This is a genomic window from Paraburkholderia piptadeniae (assembly GCF_900007165.1).
Lineage (GTDB): Bacteria > Pseudomonadota > Gammaproteobacteria > Burkholderiales > Burkholderiaceae > Paraburkholderia > Paraburkholderia piptadeniae.
Window position 1 is genome coordinate 151,848 of the sequence record NZ_CYGY02000067.1, and the last position, 16,819, is coordinate 168,666.

Sequence of the window (16,819 nt, forward strand, 5' to 3'; positions counted from 1 at the left end):
TCATCCGCCGCATGCGTGGATCAGAAACTGCTGTAGCGCAGTCGCTGGTCCACTCAGTCGCGCGCCCTTCAGCCAGATCATGCCCGCATCCATTTGCGGAACGGTATCCAGAATCGGACGTGCTTCGATACGCTTGCCCTCCAGCGACCACGGGCGGAAAACCATATCCGAGAGGACGGTCACGCCGAAGCCGTGGGCAACCAGTCCGCGCAGCGCTTCCATCGAGCTCGTGCGAAACGCGATATTCGGCTCGATGCGTTTCTTCTTCCAGTAGCGCAACGTCGATTGCTCGCCTTCGTCGACTGTGATCAGGATGTACGGATGCGCCGCAATGTCCTTCAGCGACGGTGCATCGAGTTGCGCGAGCGGGTGCGTCGGCGCGACCCATAGCTGCCGCCGCGAGCGGATCAGCACGTGCTTGCCGAATCGGTTGAGGTTCTCGACATTCGAAAGCAGCACCACGCCGATCTCGATGTCGCCAGCGAGTACCGCACTTTCGATATCCGCTCGCTCCATGTCGCGCAGATCGAACTCGATCAACGGATAGGTCGCGCGAAAACGCGCGAGCAGTTCCGGCAGAAAATAGCCCAGCACGGTATACGACGCGGCGATCCGCACGGTGCCGCGCATGTCGTGCGAACGGAACGGCGGCTTGTGGATCGCATCGCGCGCCGCGTCCAGCACGCGCCTCGCGTGGTTGTAAAAGTCCTGGCCATCCGGTGTGAGCGCGACGCCCTGCGGCAGCCGCTCGAACAGCCGCGTGCCAAGACCGCTCTCCAACGCGAGAACAGCATTGGTGATCGCCGATTGCGACACGTGCTCGTTGGCGGCCGCCATCGAAAACTGGCCTGTTTGCGCCGCCGCCACGAAGTAGCGCAATTGCCGGAGTGTGAGATCGAACGCCATCTGATTTTCGAATACCAGAATTGTCTATTTGTGATTTTACGATAGCAATTCGGCTTTCTATACTCGGCGGAAAAATCACGATTCCGCCGGAGACAGCCCCCATGAATGCGCCCGATCTAGCCGCCACGCCCGACCAGTCCGACCTGGCCATCGAAACACCCGTCGCGCCTGTGACGCTCGACGACAAGTACACGCTTGAAAAAGGCCGCGTGTACATCAGCGGCACGCAGGCGCTCGTACGTCTTCCGATGCTGCAAAAAGCTCGCGACCTGAAAGCGGGCCTGAACACGGCCGGCTTCATTTCGGGCTATCGCGGCTCGCCTCTCGGCGCGCTCGATCGGTCGCTGTGGAAAGCGAAAAAGCATCTGCAGGCAAACGACATCGTCTTTCAGCCTGGCGTCAACGAGGATCTGGCCGCGACATCCGTATGGGGCACGCAGCAGATCAACCTGTGGCCGGGCGCGACGCGCGACGGCGTGTTCGGCATGTGGTATGGGAAGGGCCCCGGCGTCGACCGCACGGGCGATGTGTTCAAGCACGCGAACTCCGCAGGCAGCGATGCGCGTGGCGGCGTGCTCGTGCTGGCAGGCGACGACCACGCGGCCAAATCGTCATCCGTCGCTCATCAATCCGAGCATGCGTTCATCGCGGCGGGCATTCCCGTGCTCTATCCGGCGAACGTGCAGGAATATCTGGACTACGGCCTGCACGGATGGGCGATGAGCCGCTACTCGGGCCTATGGGTCGCGATGAAATGCGTGACGGATGTGATCGAGTCCACCGCGTCGATCGATCTCGATCCGGAACGCGTCGAGATCGTCACGCCGACCGACTACACGATGCCTGCCGGCGGTCTCAACATCCGATGGCCCGATGCGCCGCTCGCGCAGGAAGCCCGGCTGCTGGACGAGAAATGGTATGCGGCCCTCGCCTACGTGCGCGCGAACAAGCTGAACCGTGTGGTCATCGACTCGCCGAAGCCGCGCTTTGGCATCATCACGGCGGGCAAGGCCTATCTCGACGTGCGCCAGGCGCTGAGCGACCTTGGCCTCGATGACGACACGTGTGCGCAGATCGGCTTGCGTCTGTTGAAAGTGGGTTGCGTGTGGCCGCTCGACGCGCAGGACGCGCGTGCATTCGCTACGGGGCTCGAAGAGATACTCGTCGTCGAAGAAAAGCGCCAGATTCTCGAATACGCGTTGAAGGAAGAACTGTACAACTGGCGCGAGGATGTTCGCCCGAAGATCTACGGCAAGTTCGACGAGCGCGACAACGAAGGCGGCGAATGGTCCGTGCCGCGCGGCGACTGGCTGCTGCCCGCGCATTACGAGCTGTCGCCCGCGCTGATCGCGAAGGGCATTGCACGTCGGCTCGCGCGTGCGGATTTGCCCGAGGACGTGCGCGCGCGGATGCTCGCACGCGTGGCGATCATCGAGGCGAAAGAACGCGAAGCCGCGAAGCCCCGCGTGTCCGTCGAGCGAAAGCCGTGGTTCTGCTCCGGCTGCCCGCACAACACGTCGACGAATGTGCCCGAAGGCTCGCGCGCGCTCGCGGGCATCGGTTGCCACTACATGTCGATGTGGATGGACCGCAAGACGGAAACCTTCAGCCAGATGGGCGGCGAAGGCGTGGCGTGGCTCGGCCAGATGCACTTTTCCGGCGACAAGCACGTATTCGTCAATCTCGGCGACGGCACCTACTTCCATTCCGGGCTGCTCGCGATCCGCGCGGCGATCGCGGCGAATGCGAACGTCACGTACAAGATCCTCTATAACGATGCCGTCGCGATGACGGGCGGCCAGCCTGTCGACGGCGTGCTCACGGTGCCTCAGATCGCGCATCAGGTCCACGCCGAGGGCGCAAAGCGGATCGTCATCGTCACCGACGAGCCGCAGAAATATCACTCGGGCATCGTGCTGCCCGCCGGCGTCGACGTTCATCACCGCGATCAGTTGGACTCCGTTCAGCGCACGTTGCGCGACATGCCCGGCACGACCGTGCTGATCTACGACCAGACCTGCGCGACCGAAAAGCGGCGCCGCCGCAAGCGCGGCACGTATCCCGACCCGGCGCGCCGTGCGTTCATCAACGATGCCGTTTGCGAAGGGTGCGGCGATTGCTCGGTGCAGTCCAACTGCCTGTCCGTCGAGCCGCTCGACACGCCGCTGGGCACCAAGCGCAAGATCAACCAGTCGTCGTGCAACAAGGACTTTTCGTGCGTGAAGGGCTTTTGCCCGAGCTTCGTGACGGCTGAAGGCGCGCAGCTTCGCAAGCCTCAAGCGCCGCTTGCTGCCGGCACGGGAAGCGGCAAGCCCGATTTCGATGCGCTGCCGCTGCCATCGTTGCCCGCGCTCGCGAGGCCGTATGGCATTCTCGTGACGGGCGTCGGCGGCACGGGCGTCGTGACGATTGGCGGATTGATCGGCATGGCGGCGCATATCGAACGCAAGGGCGTCACTGTGCTCGATATGGCCGGTCTCGCGCAAAAAGGCGGCGCTGTTCTCAGCCATGTACAGGTCGCGTCCGCGCCCGAAGCACTGCACGCGACACGCATCGCAACGGGAGAAGCGCGGCTCGTGATCGGTTGCGACGCGATCGTTTCAGCGTCGAACGACGTGCTGTCTCGCACGCAGCATGGCGTGACATTCGCCGCGATCAACAGCGGCGCCACGCCGACCGCAGACTTCGTCAAGAACCCGAAGTGGACCTTCCCGGGAACGCAGACGGAAGCCGAACTACGCGAGAGCATTGGAGACGGCTGCGCGTTCATCGACGCCAACGCACTTGCGCTCACGCTGCTTGGCGACACGATCTACAGCAATCCGCTGCTGCTTGGCTTTGCATGGCAGAAAGGCTGGCTGCCGCTGGAACTGGCGAGCCTTGTGCGTGCGATCGAACTCAATGGTGTTTCGATCGAGAAGAATCGGCAGGCGTTCAATTGGGGACGCTATGTCGCGCATCACGGCAATGCCGCCGTTCAGGCGATGATCAAGCCGGCTGTCGCGCCTCAGCGAATCGTTGTGCAGATGCCCGAATCGCTCGACGCGCTGATCGCAGCGCGAGAAGCGTTGCTGACCGCTTACCAGAACGCAGCGTACGCGCGAAGCTATCGCCGCGTGATCGACGGGATTCGTGCAAAGGAAACGGAGATCGCCGGTAACTCGAAACTGCCGCTTACGCGAGCGGTCGCCGTGAACCTCGCGAAACTCATGGCATACAAGGATGAATACGAAGTCGCTCGTCTTTACGCCGACCCCGCCTATATGGAGAAACTGCGTCAGCAGTTCGACGGTGTACCGGGACGCGACTACAAGCTGAGTTTCTACCTTGCGCCGCCCTTGCTCGCGAAGCGCGATGAGCACGGGCATTTGCAGAAGAAGCGCTTCGGCCCGTGGATACTGCCCGCTTTTCGCGTGCTCGCACGGATGAAGGGACTTCGCGGCACGGCACTCGATGTGTTCGGACGAACCGCTGAGCGGCGCGGCGAGCGTCAACTGATCGCCGAATACATTGAGCTCGTCGATGAGTTCTGTGCGACGCTCGATGCCAAACGTCTCCCTGTGGCGCTGCAACTGGCCAACCTGCCCGATGACATACGCGGGTTCGGTCACGTCAAGGAGCGTAATGTCCGGGCAGCGGCAAACAAGAAGGAGCGTTTGCTGCGAGAGTACCTGACGCCGGAACAATCGACTGCATGCGCATGAGAGGTGCATGTCTGGATGCCGAGGCCAGCGACACGGTGCTGGCCGACGGCTACACAGGCCGCACGCTGAAAATAAAATCCACTTCCACCGACGCGCCTTTCGGCAATTGCAACACGCCAACAGACGTGCGAGTGTGCATGCCGGCATCGCCAAGCACCGCATACAAGACGTCGGATGCGCCATCGGCGACTTCGCTTTGCATCGTGAAGTCCGGCGCGCTTCGCACGAAAACGGTGATGCGCGGCACCGCCAATATGGCATCGAGCGTTCCGCAACTCTTCTTGATCAGAGACAGCGCACGGAGCGTCGAAGTCGCTGCTGCACGGCGCCCGTCGTCCAGCGAGACGGATTCGCCCACCACGCCCACGAAGCGCACCACGTCTCCCACTCGCGGAATCTGGCCAGCAATGTAGGCCGAGTTTCCATCGATCAAAACAGGCGTGTACCTTCCGCCCTTCTTGATTTCCTCGTCCGGATCAAATCCGAACTCGGCCGCGACCTGTCGCAACTTGTCGTCTCTCGTCATGGCACTTTCACCGACGCTGTCGAAAGCGTAAGGATAGTTGAGTGCTTTGGGTTTGTCCCATACGACGTGTGTCGCAATCCGCCATATCCGCGTCGCCTGCACGCAAAACCTTTCCATCCACCCTGTCGTTAATGTGTTCGCAACCCAGGATCGCCACGCGTTGCAAGACGGCACCCGTCTTTCGCGATCCGGAAAACACATCCGCCGATGGCCGCGCCCGGCCGCCGGCCAGGGGACGTCTCGTGCGAAAACAACTGACTATCCGCGGCGGACTCGTCGCGACAATCGCCGGCTATACCGTACTGCTCGTGCTGGTGGTCGGTGCGTGCATCGCTGGCCTCTATGTCGGCAATGCTTCGCTCGAGGCGATGTACCGCGACGACACTGCTTCGCTGCTGCACCTCAAGACCAGCTCCGAGCGCATGCTCGTCCTGCGCGAGCGCCTGAGCGACGTTGCGCAGATCATCAGTGCCGGCCAGTCCGCCAAGGAGGGGATCGCGCAAGTCCACACGCTTCTTACGCAGAGCAACGACGAACTGGCGGCCTACTCGCGCCTGCACCCGCGCGCCGCCGAAGAGCAATCGCTTTTCGACACGCTCCAGCACAACCGCCAGGCCCTGCTCGACCAGGTCTTTCTGAAGGCGCTGTCCCAACTCGATCACGACGATGCGTTCAATTTCCTCAGCACGCAGCGTGACGCGCCGCCCGCGCTGTTCGCTGCGTACCAGAATGCGATCGGCGCGCTCGAAGCGTTCCAGGTCGCGCGAGAAAAGGCCCGCTACGACGCGGCCGCCACGCGTTTCCACCGGATCGTCTGGGCGATGGGCGCGGTGGCCGCGTTCGCGCTCGTCGTCGGCTTCTTTGCGCAGCGCGCGCTTGCGAAGGCGATCGTCGAGCCGATCTCTCTGGCCGTCGACCACTTCGAGAAGATCGCGAAAGGCGACCTGACGGGCACTGTCGTCATTTCCCGCGAAAACGAAATGGCCTGGCTGCTGAACGCGCTCGAGCAGATGCAGGCGGGCCTCATCGATACCGTGAAGCAGGTGCGCGCGAGCACCGAGACGATCGTCGGCGACGTTCGCGCGATTGCGAGCGGTAACGTCGACCTGTCGGCGCGCACCGAGCAGCAAGCCGTATCGCTACAGCAGGCCGCGGCGAGCGTGGAGCAGCTGACGGCGGCCGTGCGCCAGAACGCGGACAACGCTCGCGATGCACGCACCTACGTCGAGGGCGCCGCCGACATCGCGTCGCGTGGCGGAGAGGCGATGCAGCGCGTCGTCGAAACGATGTCCGCGATCTCCGAAAGCTCCGCGCGGATCTCGGGCATCGTCGGCGTCATCGAGAGCATTGCGTTCCAGACGAACATCCTCGCGTTGAACGCGGCCGTCGAAGCCGCGCGCGCAGGCGAGCAGGGACGCGGCTTCGCGGTCGTCGCGACCGAAGTTCGCGGACTCGCGCAGCGCTGCGCGTCGGCCGCGAGGGAAATCAAGGAGCTGATCGGCGATTCCGCGCGGCGCGTCGACGACGGCAGCGGCCTCGTCGCGCTGGCAGGCTCGACGATGGGCGAGCTCGTCGCCGCCGTCGAGCGCGTCAATACGATCATGAGCGAAATCAGCATCGCGTCCGATGAGCAGTCCTCGGGCATCGAGCAGGTGAACACCACGGTCACGCAAATGGAGCAGACGATGCAGCGCAACGCGGCGCTCGTCGAGGAGGCGGCAGCCGTGGCGCTCTCGCTCGAGGAGCAGAGCGGGCGGCTCAACGACGCGGTGGCGCAGTTCCGGCTTCGCGAAGAGGCATTCGCCTGACGCCTGCGCGCCGGATAAACCGTGNNCACGGTTTATCCGGCGCGCCTCCATGACGCTTTTTCCTGCCCTTCGCACAGCAAATGACGCGCGATCTCGGCCACTCTTTCGACGTGCGCAATCGCGGCCTCGCGTGCCTCCATCGGCTTGCGCGCGCGAATGGCGGCGAGCATCCGGCGCATTTCCTGGACCGCCTGGCGCCCGCGATCGTCGGATGCGATCGTCAATGCTCTTAGCCGGTTGATACGCGCGGTCAGCGACTGCACGATATCCCACGCTACCGCCTTCTTCCCCCCAGTGAACATGCGCTCGTAGAACGCCGTCGTGAATGCGCGCACGGCCTGGTGATCTTGCGTATCGAACGCGCGCTGGATCTTGTCGATGCAAGCCGCCAGCTCCGCAAACGTGCTTTCGTCGGCGTGCCGTGCACAGGCCATCGCGGCCTCGCCCTCCAGCAACGCGCGGATTTCGTAGATCTCCGCTGCGGTATCGAGATCGAGTATCGCGACGATCGGCCCCTGGTTCGGTATCGAATCGACCAGCCCTTCTGTCTCCAGGTGGCGCAATACTTCGCGCACTACCGTCCGGCTCACGCCGAGCTCCTCGCATAGCGAGCGCTCGATGAGCCGCTCGCCCGGATGAAAATGCGCGTCGAGAATTGCGGTGCGCATCTTCTCCAGCGCGAGTTCGCGCAACGTCGTCGTGCGGCGTTCGACTTTCAGCGAGGGCAGCGCGTCACTCATCGCAACCGTCAAGCCTGAGCAAACAGACGCACATCGCGTGCATCCCAGTCGACGAGCGCCTGCGTGCCGATCGCGAGCCCGCTGTCATGTCGATGCCCCGCCGGCATGCGAATCGAAATCTCCTGCTGCCACGGCGTTGCAACGGCGTAGTGCATCGCATCGCCGAGATACGTGATGTCGCGCACGGTGACGGGCAGGCTCGCCGCATTCGCTGCGCTGCGCGTTTCGTGCAGCGAGCGAATGCGCATCTGCTCGGGGCGAATCATCAGCGTGCCATCGTCGCCCGGCGTCAGCGCGGGATTGAACGCACCCGACGCCACTTCGTGGCCGTTCGGAAACACGCCGTTCATCACGCCATCGTTGTTCGACCTCAAGCGCACCGGCAGGAAATTCGAATTGCCGATAAAGCTCGCGACGAAGCGCGACGCAGGGTTCGAATACAGTTCTTCGCCCGTGCCGACCTGCTCGATGCGCCCTTTATTGAACACCGCAATGCGGTCCGACAGGCGCAGCGCCTCTTCCTGATCGTGCGTCACATAGAGAATCGTGACACCCGTCTCCTGATGGATGCGGCGCAGTTCGAGCTGGATTTCCTCGCGCAGCTTCTTGTCGAGCGCGGAAAGCGGCTCGTCCATCAACAGCACGGGCGGATCGTAGGCGAGCGCGCGCGCAATCGCGACGCGCTGCTGCTGTCCGCCCGACAGTTGCGCGGGCATCCGGTCGCGGCACTCGGACAGATGCACGAGCGCGAGCATCTTGTCGACTTTCGCCTTCACCTCGGCATCGGGACGGCGGCGCACGCGCAGCGGAAACGCGACGTTCTCGCCCACGGTCAGATGCGGAAACAGCGTATAGCGCTGAAACACCATGCCGATATTGCGTTTGTTCGGCGCGACGGAAAGCAGCGGCTTGCCGTCGAGCAGCACGCGCCCTTCGCTCGGCTCCTGAAAGCCCGCGACGATGTAGAGCGTCGTGCTCTTGCCCGAGCCCGACGGCCCGAGAAAGGTCATGAACTCGCCCTTGCGCACATCGAGCGACACCTGATCGATGGCGACGACATCGTCGTACGTTTTGCGCAGGCGCTGGATTTGCAGGAATGCAGTCATGTCGTTCACCTCGGTTATCGCGCGCGGCGCAGCAACGCGCCCGCCAGCATCAAAACAGTCGTCAGGCCGACAAGTAACGAAGACGCCGCCGCGACGACGGGCGTCAAATCTTGTCGCAGCGTCGCCCAGATACGCACGGGCAACGTCTGCAGTGTCGGGCTAGCCATGAAGATCGACACCACCACTTCGTCCCACGACGCAAGAAACGAGAAGATCGCGGCAGCGAAGAGCCCGAGCCGGATCGCGGGCAGCGTGACGCGCAGCTTCACTTCGAGCGGCGACGCACCGCAAACCATCGCGGCGTCTTCGAGCGCCGTGTCGAAGCTCGCGAGCGAGTTGCTGATCGAAATAATCGAGAACGGCAACGCGATGATCAGATGGCCGATCACGAAGCCCGTGATCGTGCCGTTCAGCCCGATGCGCAGGAAGAACGCATACAGCGCGACCGCGAGCACAACGACGGGCAGTACCATCGGCGTGAGAAAGAACGCCTGCACCGCGTTGCGTCCGCGAAACTTGCCGCGCACGAGCGCCAACGACGCGAGAAAGCCGATCAGCACCGACAGCACCGTGACGATCACCGCCAGCTTCGCGCTCGTCAGCAGCGAGTCGAGCCAGCCTGCATCGGTGAACAGCTGGCGATACCACTCCAGCGTCCAGCCCGGCGGCGGAAAGATGAGCCACTGCGAATCGCCGAACGACAGCGCGACGATGAACAGTATCGGCAGCAGCAGAAAGAGCGCGACGGCGGCGCCAACGGCGAGCAGCACCCAGCGCAGCGAGCCCAGACGATCGAAATCGAGCAGCATGTCAGCGTCCTCCGAAGCTTGCGCGCGCACCGCCCGTAAAGCGCAGTTGCAACGCATAGAGCGCGAGCGTCACGGTGAGCAGCACGAAAGCGGCAGCACCAGCGAGGCCCCAGTTCAGCAGTTCCTGCACGAGCTGCGCGACGAGTTCGGCGAGCATCATGTACGACGGTCCGCCGAGCAGCGCAGGCGTGACGAAGTAACCGAGCGCCATCACGAACACCATTAGCGCGCCCGACGCGACGCCTGGCATCGCGAGCGGCACCAGCACGCGCCAGAACGCCTGCCAGCGGCTCGCGCCGCAGATCGCGGCCGCGCGTAGCGTCGACGCATCGATGCTGCGCAACGTTGCGTGCAGCGGCATCACGAGAAACGGCAGCATGATGTACGTCATGCCGACCGTCACGCCGACGAGGTTGTTCACGAGCGTCAGCGGCTCGCTGATGATGCCGAGCGCCATCAGCATGCGGTTGATCGGCCCCGTCTGCTGCAACAGCACCATCCATGCGAACGTCCGCGCAAGCAGATTGGTCCACATCGACAGCAGCAGAATCGCGAACAAAAACGAACTCAGCTTGCGCGGCGCGATGGCGAGCAGCCACGCTGTCGGAAAGCCGATCGCGAGCGTCACGACCGTCACGACTGTCGCCACCAGAAACGTGTTGCCGAATACGCGCAGATAGGTCGTCGAGCCGAGCAGTTGCTCGTAGTTGTGCAAGCCCGGCGTCGGCTCGATCACACTGCGCAGCAGCAGCGACAGCACCGGCAGCAGAAAGAAGATCACGAGCAGCAACAGCGCGGGCACGAGCAGGCGGATACTGCGCCAGTCGCGCCGCCGGCGCGTGGCCGTCGCGGGCGGATGCGCGACGGTACTCAGAACATTAGGCATGGTGTCTCCCATCCACTCCGATGACTATACGGCGCTCATGGCGACGCTCAAGCAACGCGCGCTTATTTCGACTGCCACGCGTACCAGCGCTTCGCGATGGCGTCGCGGTTCTCGGCCCAGTACTTCATGTCGAGATTGATCTGCGAGCTCTTGTACTGATCGGGCAGCGTCTTCGCGATCGCGGGCGACATCAGCGCGGCCGATTTGACGTTGATCGGCGCATAGCCCGTATCGGTCGCGAACTTCGCCTGGGCCTGCGGGCTGGTCGCGGCGGCGAGGTACTTCATCGCCTCGGCCTTGTGCTTCGCGCCCTTCGGGATCACGAGCATGTCGGCGGCCGTCAGGTTCTGGTTCCATGAAATGCCGACCGGCACGCCCGTCTGTTCGAGCGCATGCAGGCGGCCGTTCCAGAACATGCCGATGGGCGCTTCGCCCGATGCGAGCAGTTGCTGCGATTGCGCGCCGCCGCTCCACCAGACGATCTGGCTCTTGATCGTGTCGAGCTTCTTGAACGCGCGGTCGAGATCGAGCGGATAGAGCTTGTTCGGCGGCACGCCATCGGCAAGCAGCGCGATTTCGAGCACGCCTGGCGCCGACCATTTGTAGAGCGTGCGCTTGCCGGGGAATTTCTTCGTATCGAACAGATCGGCCCACGTCGAAGGCTGCGCGCCCGCGTACTTCGCCTTGTTGTAGCCGAGCACGAACGAGTAGTAGAAGCTGCCCACTGCGGCCTGCGTCGCGAAACGCGGGTCGAGCTCGTCCTTCTTCACGACGGAATAGTCGATCGGCTCGATCAGCCCTGCCTGCTGCGCGGCGTACGCGAAGTCACCTTCGACATCGACGACATCCCAGTTCACGTTGCCGCTGTCGACCATCGCTTTCAGCTTGCCGTAGTCGGTCGGGCCGTCCATCAGCACGTTGATGCCTGTCGCCTGCGTGAACGGCTGCGCCCAGTTCTTCTGTTGCGAAGACTGCGTGGTGCCGCCCCAGCTCGTAAAGACGATCGGGTCCGCGGCGAGGACGGGCGCGGACACCAGCGTCGCCGCGCACAGCGCGACCAGCGGCGCGATAAAGGAAGTGCTTCTGCTGCTCATGTCTGTCTCCATGGAATACGTTTTGTATCGGGGCAACGTGTACGGCGGCCAGCCGGACGCTCTCTCTCAGGTTCTCAGGTCAGCGGCGAAAAGCGCGCCGGCTTCATGATCTTGTTTTCCATCTCTTCCATCAGCGCCTGAATCTTCGGCGCAAAGGCCTGCCATGCGCGGTCTTCGGCGAGCGCGGCGCGACGGCGCTCGCGTTCGTCGAGGCTCGGATAGGCCCAGATATGCACGATCTGATTCAGCGGACCGACCTCCGAAAAGAAGTAGCCGACCAGTTGACCCAGATACCGCTTCTGCAACTCGATGCCCTCCTCCTCGACGAGCTTCAGATAGGCAGGCACGGCACCCGTCTTGATGCGGTACGTGCGGATTTCGTAGAACATGCGGGCTCCTGTGTCTGTGCGAGCGTTGACGGGTCAACGCATCACGAACGGATCGGCGATCGGTTCATCCGATGTGCGAATCCAGACGGATTTCGTGCGCGTGTAGTCGAGCACCGCTTCGAGGCCGCCTTCGCGTCCGAGGCCGCTCAAGCCGTATCCGCCGAACGGCACGATCGGCGACACCGCGCGATACGTGTTGACCCACACGATGCCCGCGCGCAACGCACGCGTCAGACGATGCGCGCGCGTCAGATCGCGCGTGAACACACCGGAGGCGAGCCCATAGCGCGTGTCGTTGGCGAGCGCGATCGCGTCGGCTTCCGTATCGAATGTGACGACACTGAGCACCGGCCCGAACAGCTCTTCCATCACGCTCGGCACTTGCGCATTCGGACAATCGACGATGGTCGGCATGAAGTAGTTGCCCTTGCTCACGCCATCAGGCTGCTTGCCGCCCGCGACGACACGCCCGCCCGCTTCGACGCTTGCGCGCAGCACGCGCTCGATGTGTTCGAGTTGACGGCGCGTCGCGAGCGGTCCCATTTCAGTCGCCATGTCCTGCGGATTGCCGATGCGAATGGCCTGCGCCTTTGCGACAAGACGCTCGACAAGCGCATCGTGAATGCCGCGCTGCACGACGAGACGCGAGCCCGCGACACAGCTTTGCCCCGTCGCCGCGAAGATGCCCGCGACGAGGGCGTTGCATGTGCTGTCGAGATCGGCGTCGTCGAAGACCAGCACGGGCGACTTGCCGCCCAATTCCAGTGACATCGCCGCGAGGTTCTCCGCCGAATTGCGCACGACATGACGCGCCGTTTCGGGGCCGCCCGTGAACGCGATCTTCGACACGAGCGGATGACTCGTCAGCGTGCGGCCGCAATCGTTGCCGAAGCCCGTCACGATGTTGACGACGCCCTTCGGAAAACCGGCTTCGTGCACGAGCCGCGCGAATTCGAGCAGCGGCGCGGGGCCGTCTTCCGATGCCTTGAGGACGATCGTGCAACCTGCCGCGAGTGCAGGCCCGACCTTGACCGCCGAGAGAAAAAGCTGCGAGTTCCACGGTACGATGCCCGCGACGACACCGACGGGCTCGCGACGCAGCGTCACTTCCATATCGGGCTTGTCGACGGGCAGCCACGCGCCCTGGATCTTGTCGGCAACGCCCGCGTAATAGCGGTAGTACTCGGCGACATAGCCGATCTGCGCGCGCGTCTCGCGAATGATCTTGCCCGTGTCCTGCGTTTCGAGTTCCGCGAGACGCGGCGCATGTTGCGCGACTAGATCGGCGAGCCTGTACAGCAGCTTGCCGCGCGCGCTCGCCGTCAGATTCGCCCACGCCGGATCGTTCAGCGCGCGATGCGCGGCGCGCACCGCGCGGTCGACATCTTCCGCGCTCGCGGCAGGCATGCGCGCCCACACGTCGCCCGTCGATGGATCGACGCTGTCGAAATGCTCGCGCGCATCTTCGAATCCACCGTCGATGTATTGCTGGAACCGCTGGACCATGTCAGCCACTCCAATGAGAGGATTGCCTCAATGCTTGTCGAAAGCGGGCATCACGTCGGAGATGAACAGCTCCAGTGACTTGCGCTTGCGCTCGAAGCTCATATGACTGTCGAGCCAGAAGCTGTACTGGTCGTAGCCCAGTTCCTCATAGCCCTTGAGACGCGCGATCACCTGCTTCGGCTCGCCGATCACGAGGTTCTTGCGGATCGATTCGGGCGAGTATTGGGGGAACATCTCGACGTCGGCATCCGTAAGCGGCTCGATGAAGCCCTGTGTGACGGGGCGCTCGTTCTTGAACCATTTGCTGAAGTAGCGATAGAAGCGTGCGAGGTCCTCGACGGCCGCATCGACTTCCGCTGCATTCGCGCCGACGAACGTGTGCATCAGCATCATCACCTGCGGACGCGGCACGTCAGGATGCGCTGCGCACGCGGCGTTGAAGCGCTCCATCAGGCTCACGACTTCGGCATCGCCGGAAGCCAGCGATGTCACCTGCACATTGCAGCCGTTCGCCACCGCGAACGCATGCGAATTCGGATCGCGCGCGGCGAGCCATAGCGGCGGATGAGGCTGCTGAATCGGACGCGGCACGGGCGTCGATTTGGGCCACGACCAGAACTCGCCCTGATGCGCGTAGTCGCCTTCGAAAAGCTTGCGCAGCGCGGGCACCAGTTCGCGCATGCGAGCGCCCGCGCCCATCGCATCGAGCCCCGGCAGCAGGCGTTCGTATTCGAACGAGTACGCGCCGCGCGCGATGCCGACATCGAGCCGCCCGTTGCTCGCGACGTCGACCATGCCCGCTTCGCCCGCGAGCGCAATCGGATGCCAGAACGGCGCGATCACCGTGCCCGTACCCAGACGAATGCGCTCTGTCTTCGCGGCGAGATACGACAGATTGACGAACGGGTTCGGCGCGATCGTGAACTCCATCGCGTGATGCTCGCCGATCCATGCCGTCTCGAACCCGCCGCGCTCGGCGATCTGCACGAGCTCGGTCATCTGGTCGAACAGCTCGCGATGCGACGTCGTGTTGTCGTATCGCTCCATGTGCAGAAACAATGAAAACTTCATGATGTGTTCTCCGGTCCCACGCAACGTAGTTGCGCTGGTCAATGAGCGAGCGCGAGCGTCTGCACCGTGCCGGCTTCCGTATCGCCGACATAGATGCCGAATGCGTCTTCGCTGCGTTCGCGCACGTAGCGTTCGAGCATCGAGCGCACAGCCTCGTCGCGCAATTCGTCCCACGGAATCTGCGACAGCGGCACGATGCGGATCGAGCTATCGATCCACGCAGCGCCGCTGTCGATCACACGGCCGCGATAGTAGATTTGTACACTCGGCGCCTGTCCGTTGCCCGATTCGAATACGGCAAAAATGAAGTCGAGATGCGCGTCGAGACCGAGCTTCGCGAGCACGCCGCGCAGACTCGCCGAATCGCTCGCGGGCTCGAGCTTGATGCCTGTCGGCAACTGCAATCCCTTCGGCGTATCGAGCAGCACGAGCCCATCGCGATGCTCGAGAATCGCGCCCACTTGCGCGCGCGAACCGGCCGCCGCCAACGCATCCTGCGACAGGCTGAAGTTCACATACGCGCCCCGGCAATAGCCGAGCGGCGACGAGCTCGTATGAACGAAATCGACGACACGTCCGATCAATATGATGTGATCGCCGGCATCGACGACCTCATGCGTCGTGCAGTCGAAGCTCGCGGCCGCGTCGTCCATCACGGGCGCGCCCGTCGTGCGCGCGTGCCACACGACTTGCGCGAACTTGTCAGTGGCCTTGGAGGCGAACACGCCGGACACCGCTTTCTGGTCTTCGGCAAGCACGCTGACTGCGAAGCGGCGCGTCTGCGAAAACACCTCGTAGCTCGATGCCGTCTTCGCGATGCACACGAGAATCAGCGGCGGATCGAGCGACACCGACGTGAACGAATTCGCCGTGAAGCCGCGCGGCGAGCCATCCGGCTGGATCGTCGTGACGACCGTCACGCCCGTCACGAATGCGCCGAGCGCGCGGCGAAAATCGCCGATGTCGAAAGCCTGTTCCGCGATTTGCTCGGTGGTCGGCGCAGTGGTCCGCTCATTGGCCCGCTTAGTCATGGCGTTCTCCAGGAATCGTTCGGTGCTTCGGGTTGAAAGCTCGCGCCGGGTTCGCCGCCGATGCTTCCGCGAGGAACGCGAGCAGCTTTTCGTTCACGCGCGCCGGATCGGTGACGTTCATCATGTGGCGCTCGTTCGCGATGATCTCCGCGCGCCCGAACGGCGCGGCGGCAGCCATCGCAAGCGACATCGACGGGCTCGAGTTCGGATCGCATTCGCCCGTGAGGAAGAGCGCGGGCACGGCGAGACTCGCGAGGCGGCCGACGTGGGCATCGTCCGAGCTGGCAAAGAGCCGATAGGTGCGCGCATAGCCGACGGGATCGACGGACAGCAGCAACTCGCGCACGGCCAGCGCCGCCTGCGTCAGATGAACGGGAATCGGATCGCCGAACCAGCGCGAGAGCGTCGCGTCGACGCCTGCATCGGCGGGCGTGTCGTTCAGCGTCGCGGCGCGCGTCATGACGGCTTCACGCTGCGCGGGCGTGCGGTCGTACACCGCGTTCAGCGCCGCGACACTCAGCGTGCGCTGCGGATGCGTCAGCGCGAATTCGAGCGCGACGAGCGCGCCCATCGAATGCCCGACGATATGCGCGCGCCCGATTCGCATCGTGTCGAGCAGCGCTTCGAGTTGCGCCGCGTATTCGTCGAGCGTCGGCGCGGGCGTCGGCAACGCGCTGTCGCCATGACCGAGCATGTCGTACACGACGACCTGAAACGACGCCGTCAACGCGTCGATCTGCGGCGCCCAAACGCTCTGGTTCATGCCCACGCCGTGGATCAGCACGACCGTCTCGCCGCTTTCGTCGGAGCGCGGCGCATAGACGCTATAGCACGTGCCCGCGGCCTCGCCATGCGACACCGCCCGCTCGGGCGCCAGTTCAGGCTTCATTGGATTCGAGTTCCTTCAGATCCTGATAACGGTCGCCGATACGGTGATGCGGACGGCCTCCAATCGATGCGCCCAGCGCGATCACGAGTTCATCGGGCGCGGGTGCATCGACGATCGAAAACTGCACGGTCAGATAGTGCGAGCGCATGCCTTCGTCGTGCTTGTGCATCAGCGGAATCGAGATCGGGCAGTTCGGGCCGCCGCGCAGATTCGTGAAGCTCAGATAGCTCTTCGCGCCGACGGCCTTGCGATAGTGGTTGCCGAAACGCAGCGTGTGAATCAGCGCGGACGCGTGCTCTATTTCGCCCGACGTGCCGACGATGGCCGCCTTGCCGTAGCCCTCGATCGCGTCGC

15 protein-coding genes are annotated in these 16,819 nt (G+C 63.7%); 2 read left to right on the forward strand and 13 right to left on the reverse strand.

Going from position 1 to position 16,819, the window contains the following annotated elements; genetic code table 11:
* Entirely contained in the window at positions 1-906 is a 906-nt protein-coding gene (locus BN2476_RS32505) for a LysR substrate-binding domain-containing protein (RefSeq protein WP_087738293.1), read from the reverse strand.
* A gap of 101 nt (positions 907-1,007) precedes the next feature.
* Here BN2476_RS32505 and BN2476_RS32510 point away from each other — a divergent pair, with 101 nt between their 5' ends.
* Entirely contained in the window at positions 1,008-4,610 is a 3,603-nt protein-coding gene (locus BN2476_RS32510; RefSeq protein ID WP_087738294.1) for an indolepyruvate ferredoxin oxidoreductase family protein, read from the forward strand.
* A gap of 49 nt (positions 4,611-4,659) precedes the next feature.
* On the opposite strand, the gene BN2476_RS32515 is transcribed toward BN2476_RS32510, so the two are convergent.
* Positions 4,660-5,136, reverse strand: a complete 477-nt coding sequence (locus BN2476_RS32515; RefSeq protein ID WP_087738319.1) for a RidA family protein — start codon at positions 5,134-5,136, stop codon at positions 4,660-4,662.
* 242 nt (positions 5,137-5,378) lie between these two features.
* Here BN2476_RS32515 and BN2476_RS32520 point away from each other — a divergent pair, with 242 nt between their 5' ends.
* Positions 5,379-6,944, forward strand: coding sequence for a methyl-accepting chemotaxis protein (locus BN2476_RS32520; RefSeq protein ID WP_087738320.1), 1,566 nt, complete (start codon positions 5,379-5,381; stop codon positions 6,942-6,944).
* A 32-nt stretch (positions 6,945-6,976) separates the two neighbouring features.
* Here BN2476_RS32520 and BN2476_RS32525 read toward each other — a convergent pair whose 3' ends face one another.
* From BN2476_RS32525 to BN2476_RS32575, 11 genes are all read right to left on the reverse strand, one after another.
* Entirely contained in the window at positions 6,977-7,684 is a 708-nt protein-coding gene (locus BN2476_RS32525) for a GntR family transcriptional regulator (protein ID WP_087738295.1), read from the reverse strand.
* An 8-nt stretch (positions 7,685-7,692) separates the two neighbouring features.
* A complete protein-coding gene (locus tag BN2476_RS32530) occupies positions 7,693-8,790 on the reverse strand; it encodes an ABC transporter ATP-binding protein (RefSeq protein WP_087738321.1) in 1,098 nt (365 codons plus the stop codon).
* Positions 8,791-8,804: 14 nt separating this feature from the next.
* The gene (locus tag BN2476_RS32535; RefSeq protein ID WP_087738296.1) at positions 8,805-9,599 is read right to left on the reverse strand and encodes an ABC transporter permease; all 795 of its coding nucleotides are present in this window, start codon (positions 9,597-9,599) and stop codon (positions 8,805-8,807) included.
* Between the two features lies 1 nt (position 9,600).
* Entirely contained in the window at positions 9,601-10,485 is an 885-nt protein-coding gene (locus tag BN2476_RS32540; protein ID WP_087738297.1) for an ABC transporter permease, read from the reverse strand.
* Between the two features lie 62 nt (positions 10,486-10,547).
* Positions 10,548-11,579, reverse strand: a complete 1,032-nt coding sequence (locus BN2476_RS32545; protein ID WP_087738298.1) for an ABC transporter substrate-binding protein — start codon at positions 11,577-11,579, stop codon at positions 10,548-10,550.
* 74 nt (positions 11,580-11,653) lie between these two features.
* Positions 11,654-11,968 carry an NIPSNAP family protein gene (locus BN2476_RS32550; protein WP_087738299.1) on the reverse strand — a complete coding sequence of 105 codons (315 nt, stop codon included), beginning with the start codon at positions 11,966-11,968 and terminating at the stop codon, positions 11,654-11,656.
* 33 nt (positions 11,969-12,001) lie between these two features.
* Complete coding sequence (locus BN2476_RS32555; RefSeq protein WP_087738300.1) at positions 12,002-13,474, reverse strand: aldehyde dehydrogenase; 1,473 nt, start codon at positions 13,472-13,474, stop codon at positions 12,002-12,004.
* Positions 13,475-13,501: 27 nt separating this feature from the next.
* Positions 13,502-14,545, reverse strand: coding sequence for an LLM class flavin-dependent oxidoreductase (locus tag BN2476_RS32560; protein ID WP_087738301.1), 1,044 nt, complete (start codon positions 14,543-14,545; stop codon positions 13,502-13,504).
* Between the two features lie 38 nt (positions 14,546-14,583).
* Positions 14,584-15,576, reverse strand: a complete 993-nt coding sequence (locus tag BN2476_RS32565) for a flavin reductase (protein WP_235851061.1) — start codon at positions 15,574-15,576, stop codon at positions 14,584-14,586.
* Positions 15,569-16,465 (reverse strand): alpha/beta fold hydrolase, encoded by an 897-nt coding sequence (locus tag BN2476_RS32570; RefSeq protein WP_087738302.1) that lies wholly within the window; start codon positions 16,463-16,465, stop codon positions 15,569-15,571. Before BN2476_RS32570 ends, BN2476_RS32565 begins: the two co-directional genes overlap by 8 nt.
* Positions 16,455-16,819: amino acid synthesis family protein (locus tag BN2476_RS32575; protein WP_143811094.1), on the reverse strand; the 365-nt coding region annotated here is incomplete at its 5' end. The genes BN2476_RS32575 and BN2476_RS32570, both read right to left, overlap by 11 nt.

Excerpts from the sequence above, each read along its gene's own strand:
- BN2476_RS32505 (WP_087738293.1), bottom strand. The coding sequence starts at position 906 with ATGGCGTTCGATCTCACACTCCGGCAATTGCGCTACTTCGTGGCGGCG.
- BN2476_RS32510 (WP_087738294.1), top strand. The coding sequence starts at position 1,008 with ATGAATGCGCCCGATCTAGCCGCCACGCCCGACCAGTCCGACCTGGCC.
- BN2476_RS32515 (WP_087738319.1), bottom strand. The coding sequence starts at position 5,136 with ATGACGAGAGACGACAAGTTGCGACAGGTCGCGGCCGAGTTCGGATTT.
- BN2476_RS32525 (WP_087738295.1), bottom strand. The coding sequence starts at position 7,684 with ATGAGTGACGCGCTGCCCTCGCTGAAAGTCGAACGCCGCACGACGACG.
- BN2476_RS32530 (WP_087738321.1), bottom strand. The coding sequence starts at position 8,790 with ATGACTGCATTCCTGCAAATCCAGCGCCTGCGCAAAACGTACGACGAT.
- BN2476_RS32535 (WP_087738296.1), bottom strand. The coding sequence starts at position 9,599 with ATGCTGCTCGATTTCGATCGTCTGGGCTCGCTGCGCTGGGTGCTGCTC.
- BN2476_RS32540 (WP_087738297.1), bottom strand. The coding sequence starts at position 10,485 with ATGCCTAATGTTCTGAGTACCGTCGCGCATCCGCCCGCGACGGCCACG.
- BN2476_RS32545 (WP_087738298.1), bottom strand. The coding sequence starts at position 11,579 with ATGAGCAGCAGAAGCACTTCCTTTATCGCGCCGCTGGTCGCGCTGTGC.
- BN2476_RS32550 (WP_087738299.1), bottom strand. The coding sequence starts at position 11,968 with ATGTTCTACGAAATCCGCACGTACCGCATCAAGACGGGTGCCGTGCCT.
- BN2476_RS32555 (WP_087738300.1), bottom strand. The coding sequence starts at position 13,474 with ATGGTCCAGCGGTTCCAGCAATACATCGACGGTGGATTCGAAGATGCG.
- BN2476_RS32560 (WP_087738301.1), bottom strand. The coding sequence starts at position 14,545 with ATGAAGTTTTCATTGTTTCTGCACATGGAGCGATACGACAACACGACG.
- BN2476_RS32565 (WP_235851061.1), bottom strand. The coding sequence starts at position 15,576 with ATGACTAAGCGGGCCAATGAGCGGACCACTGCGCCGACCACCGAGCAA.
- BN2476_RS32570 (WP_087738302.1), bottom strand. The coding sequence starts at position 16,465 with ATGAAGCCTGAACTGGCGCCCGAGCGGGCGGTGTCGCATGGCGAGGCC.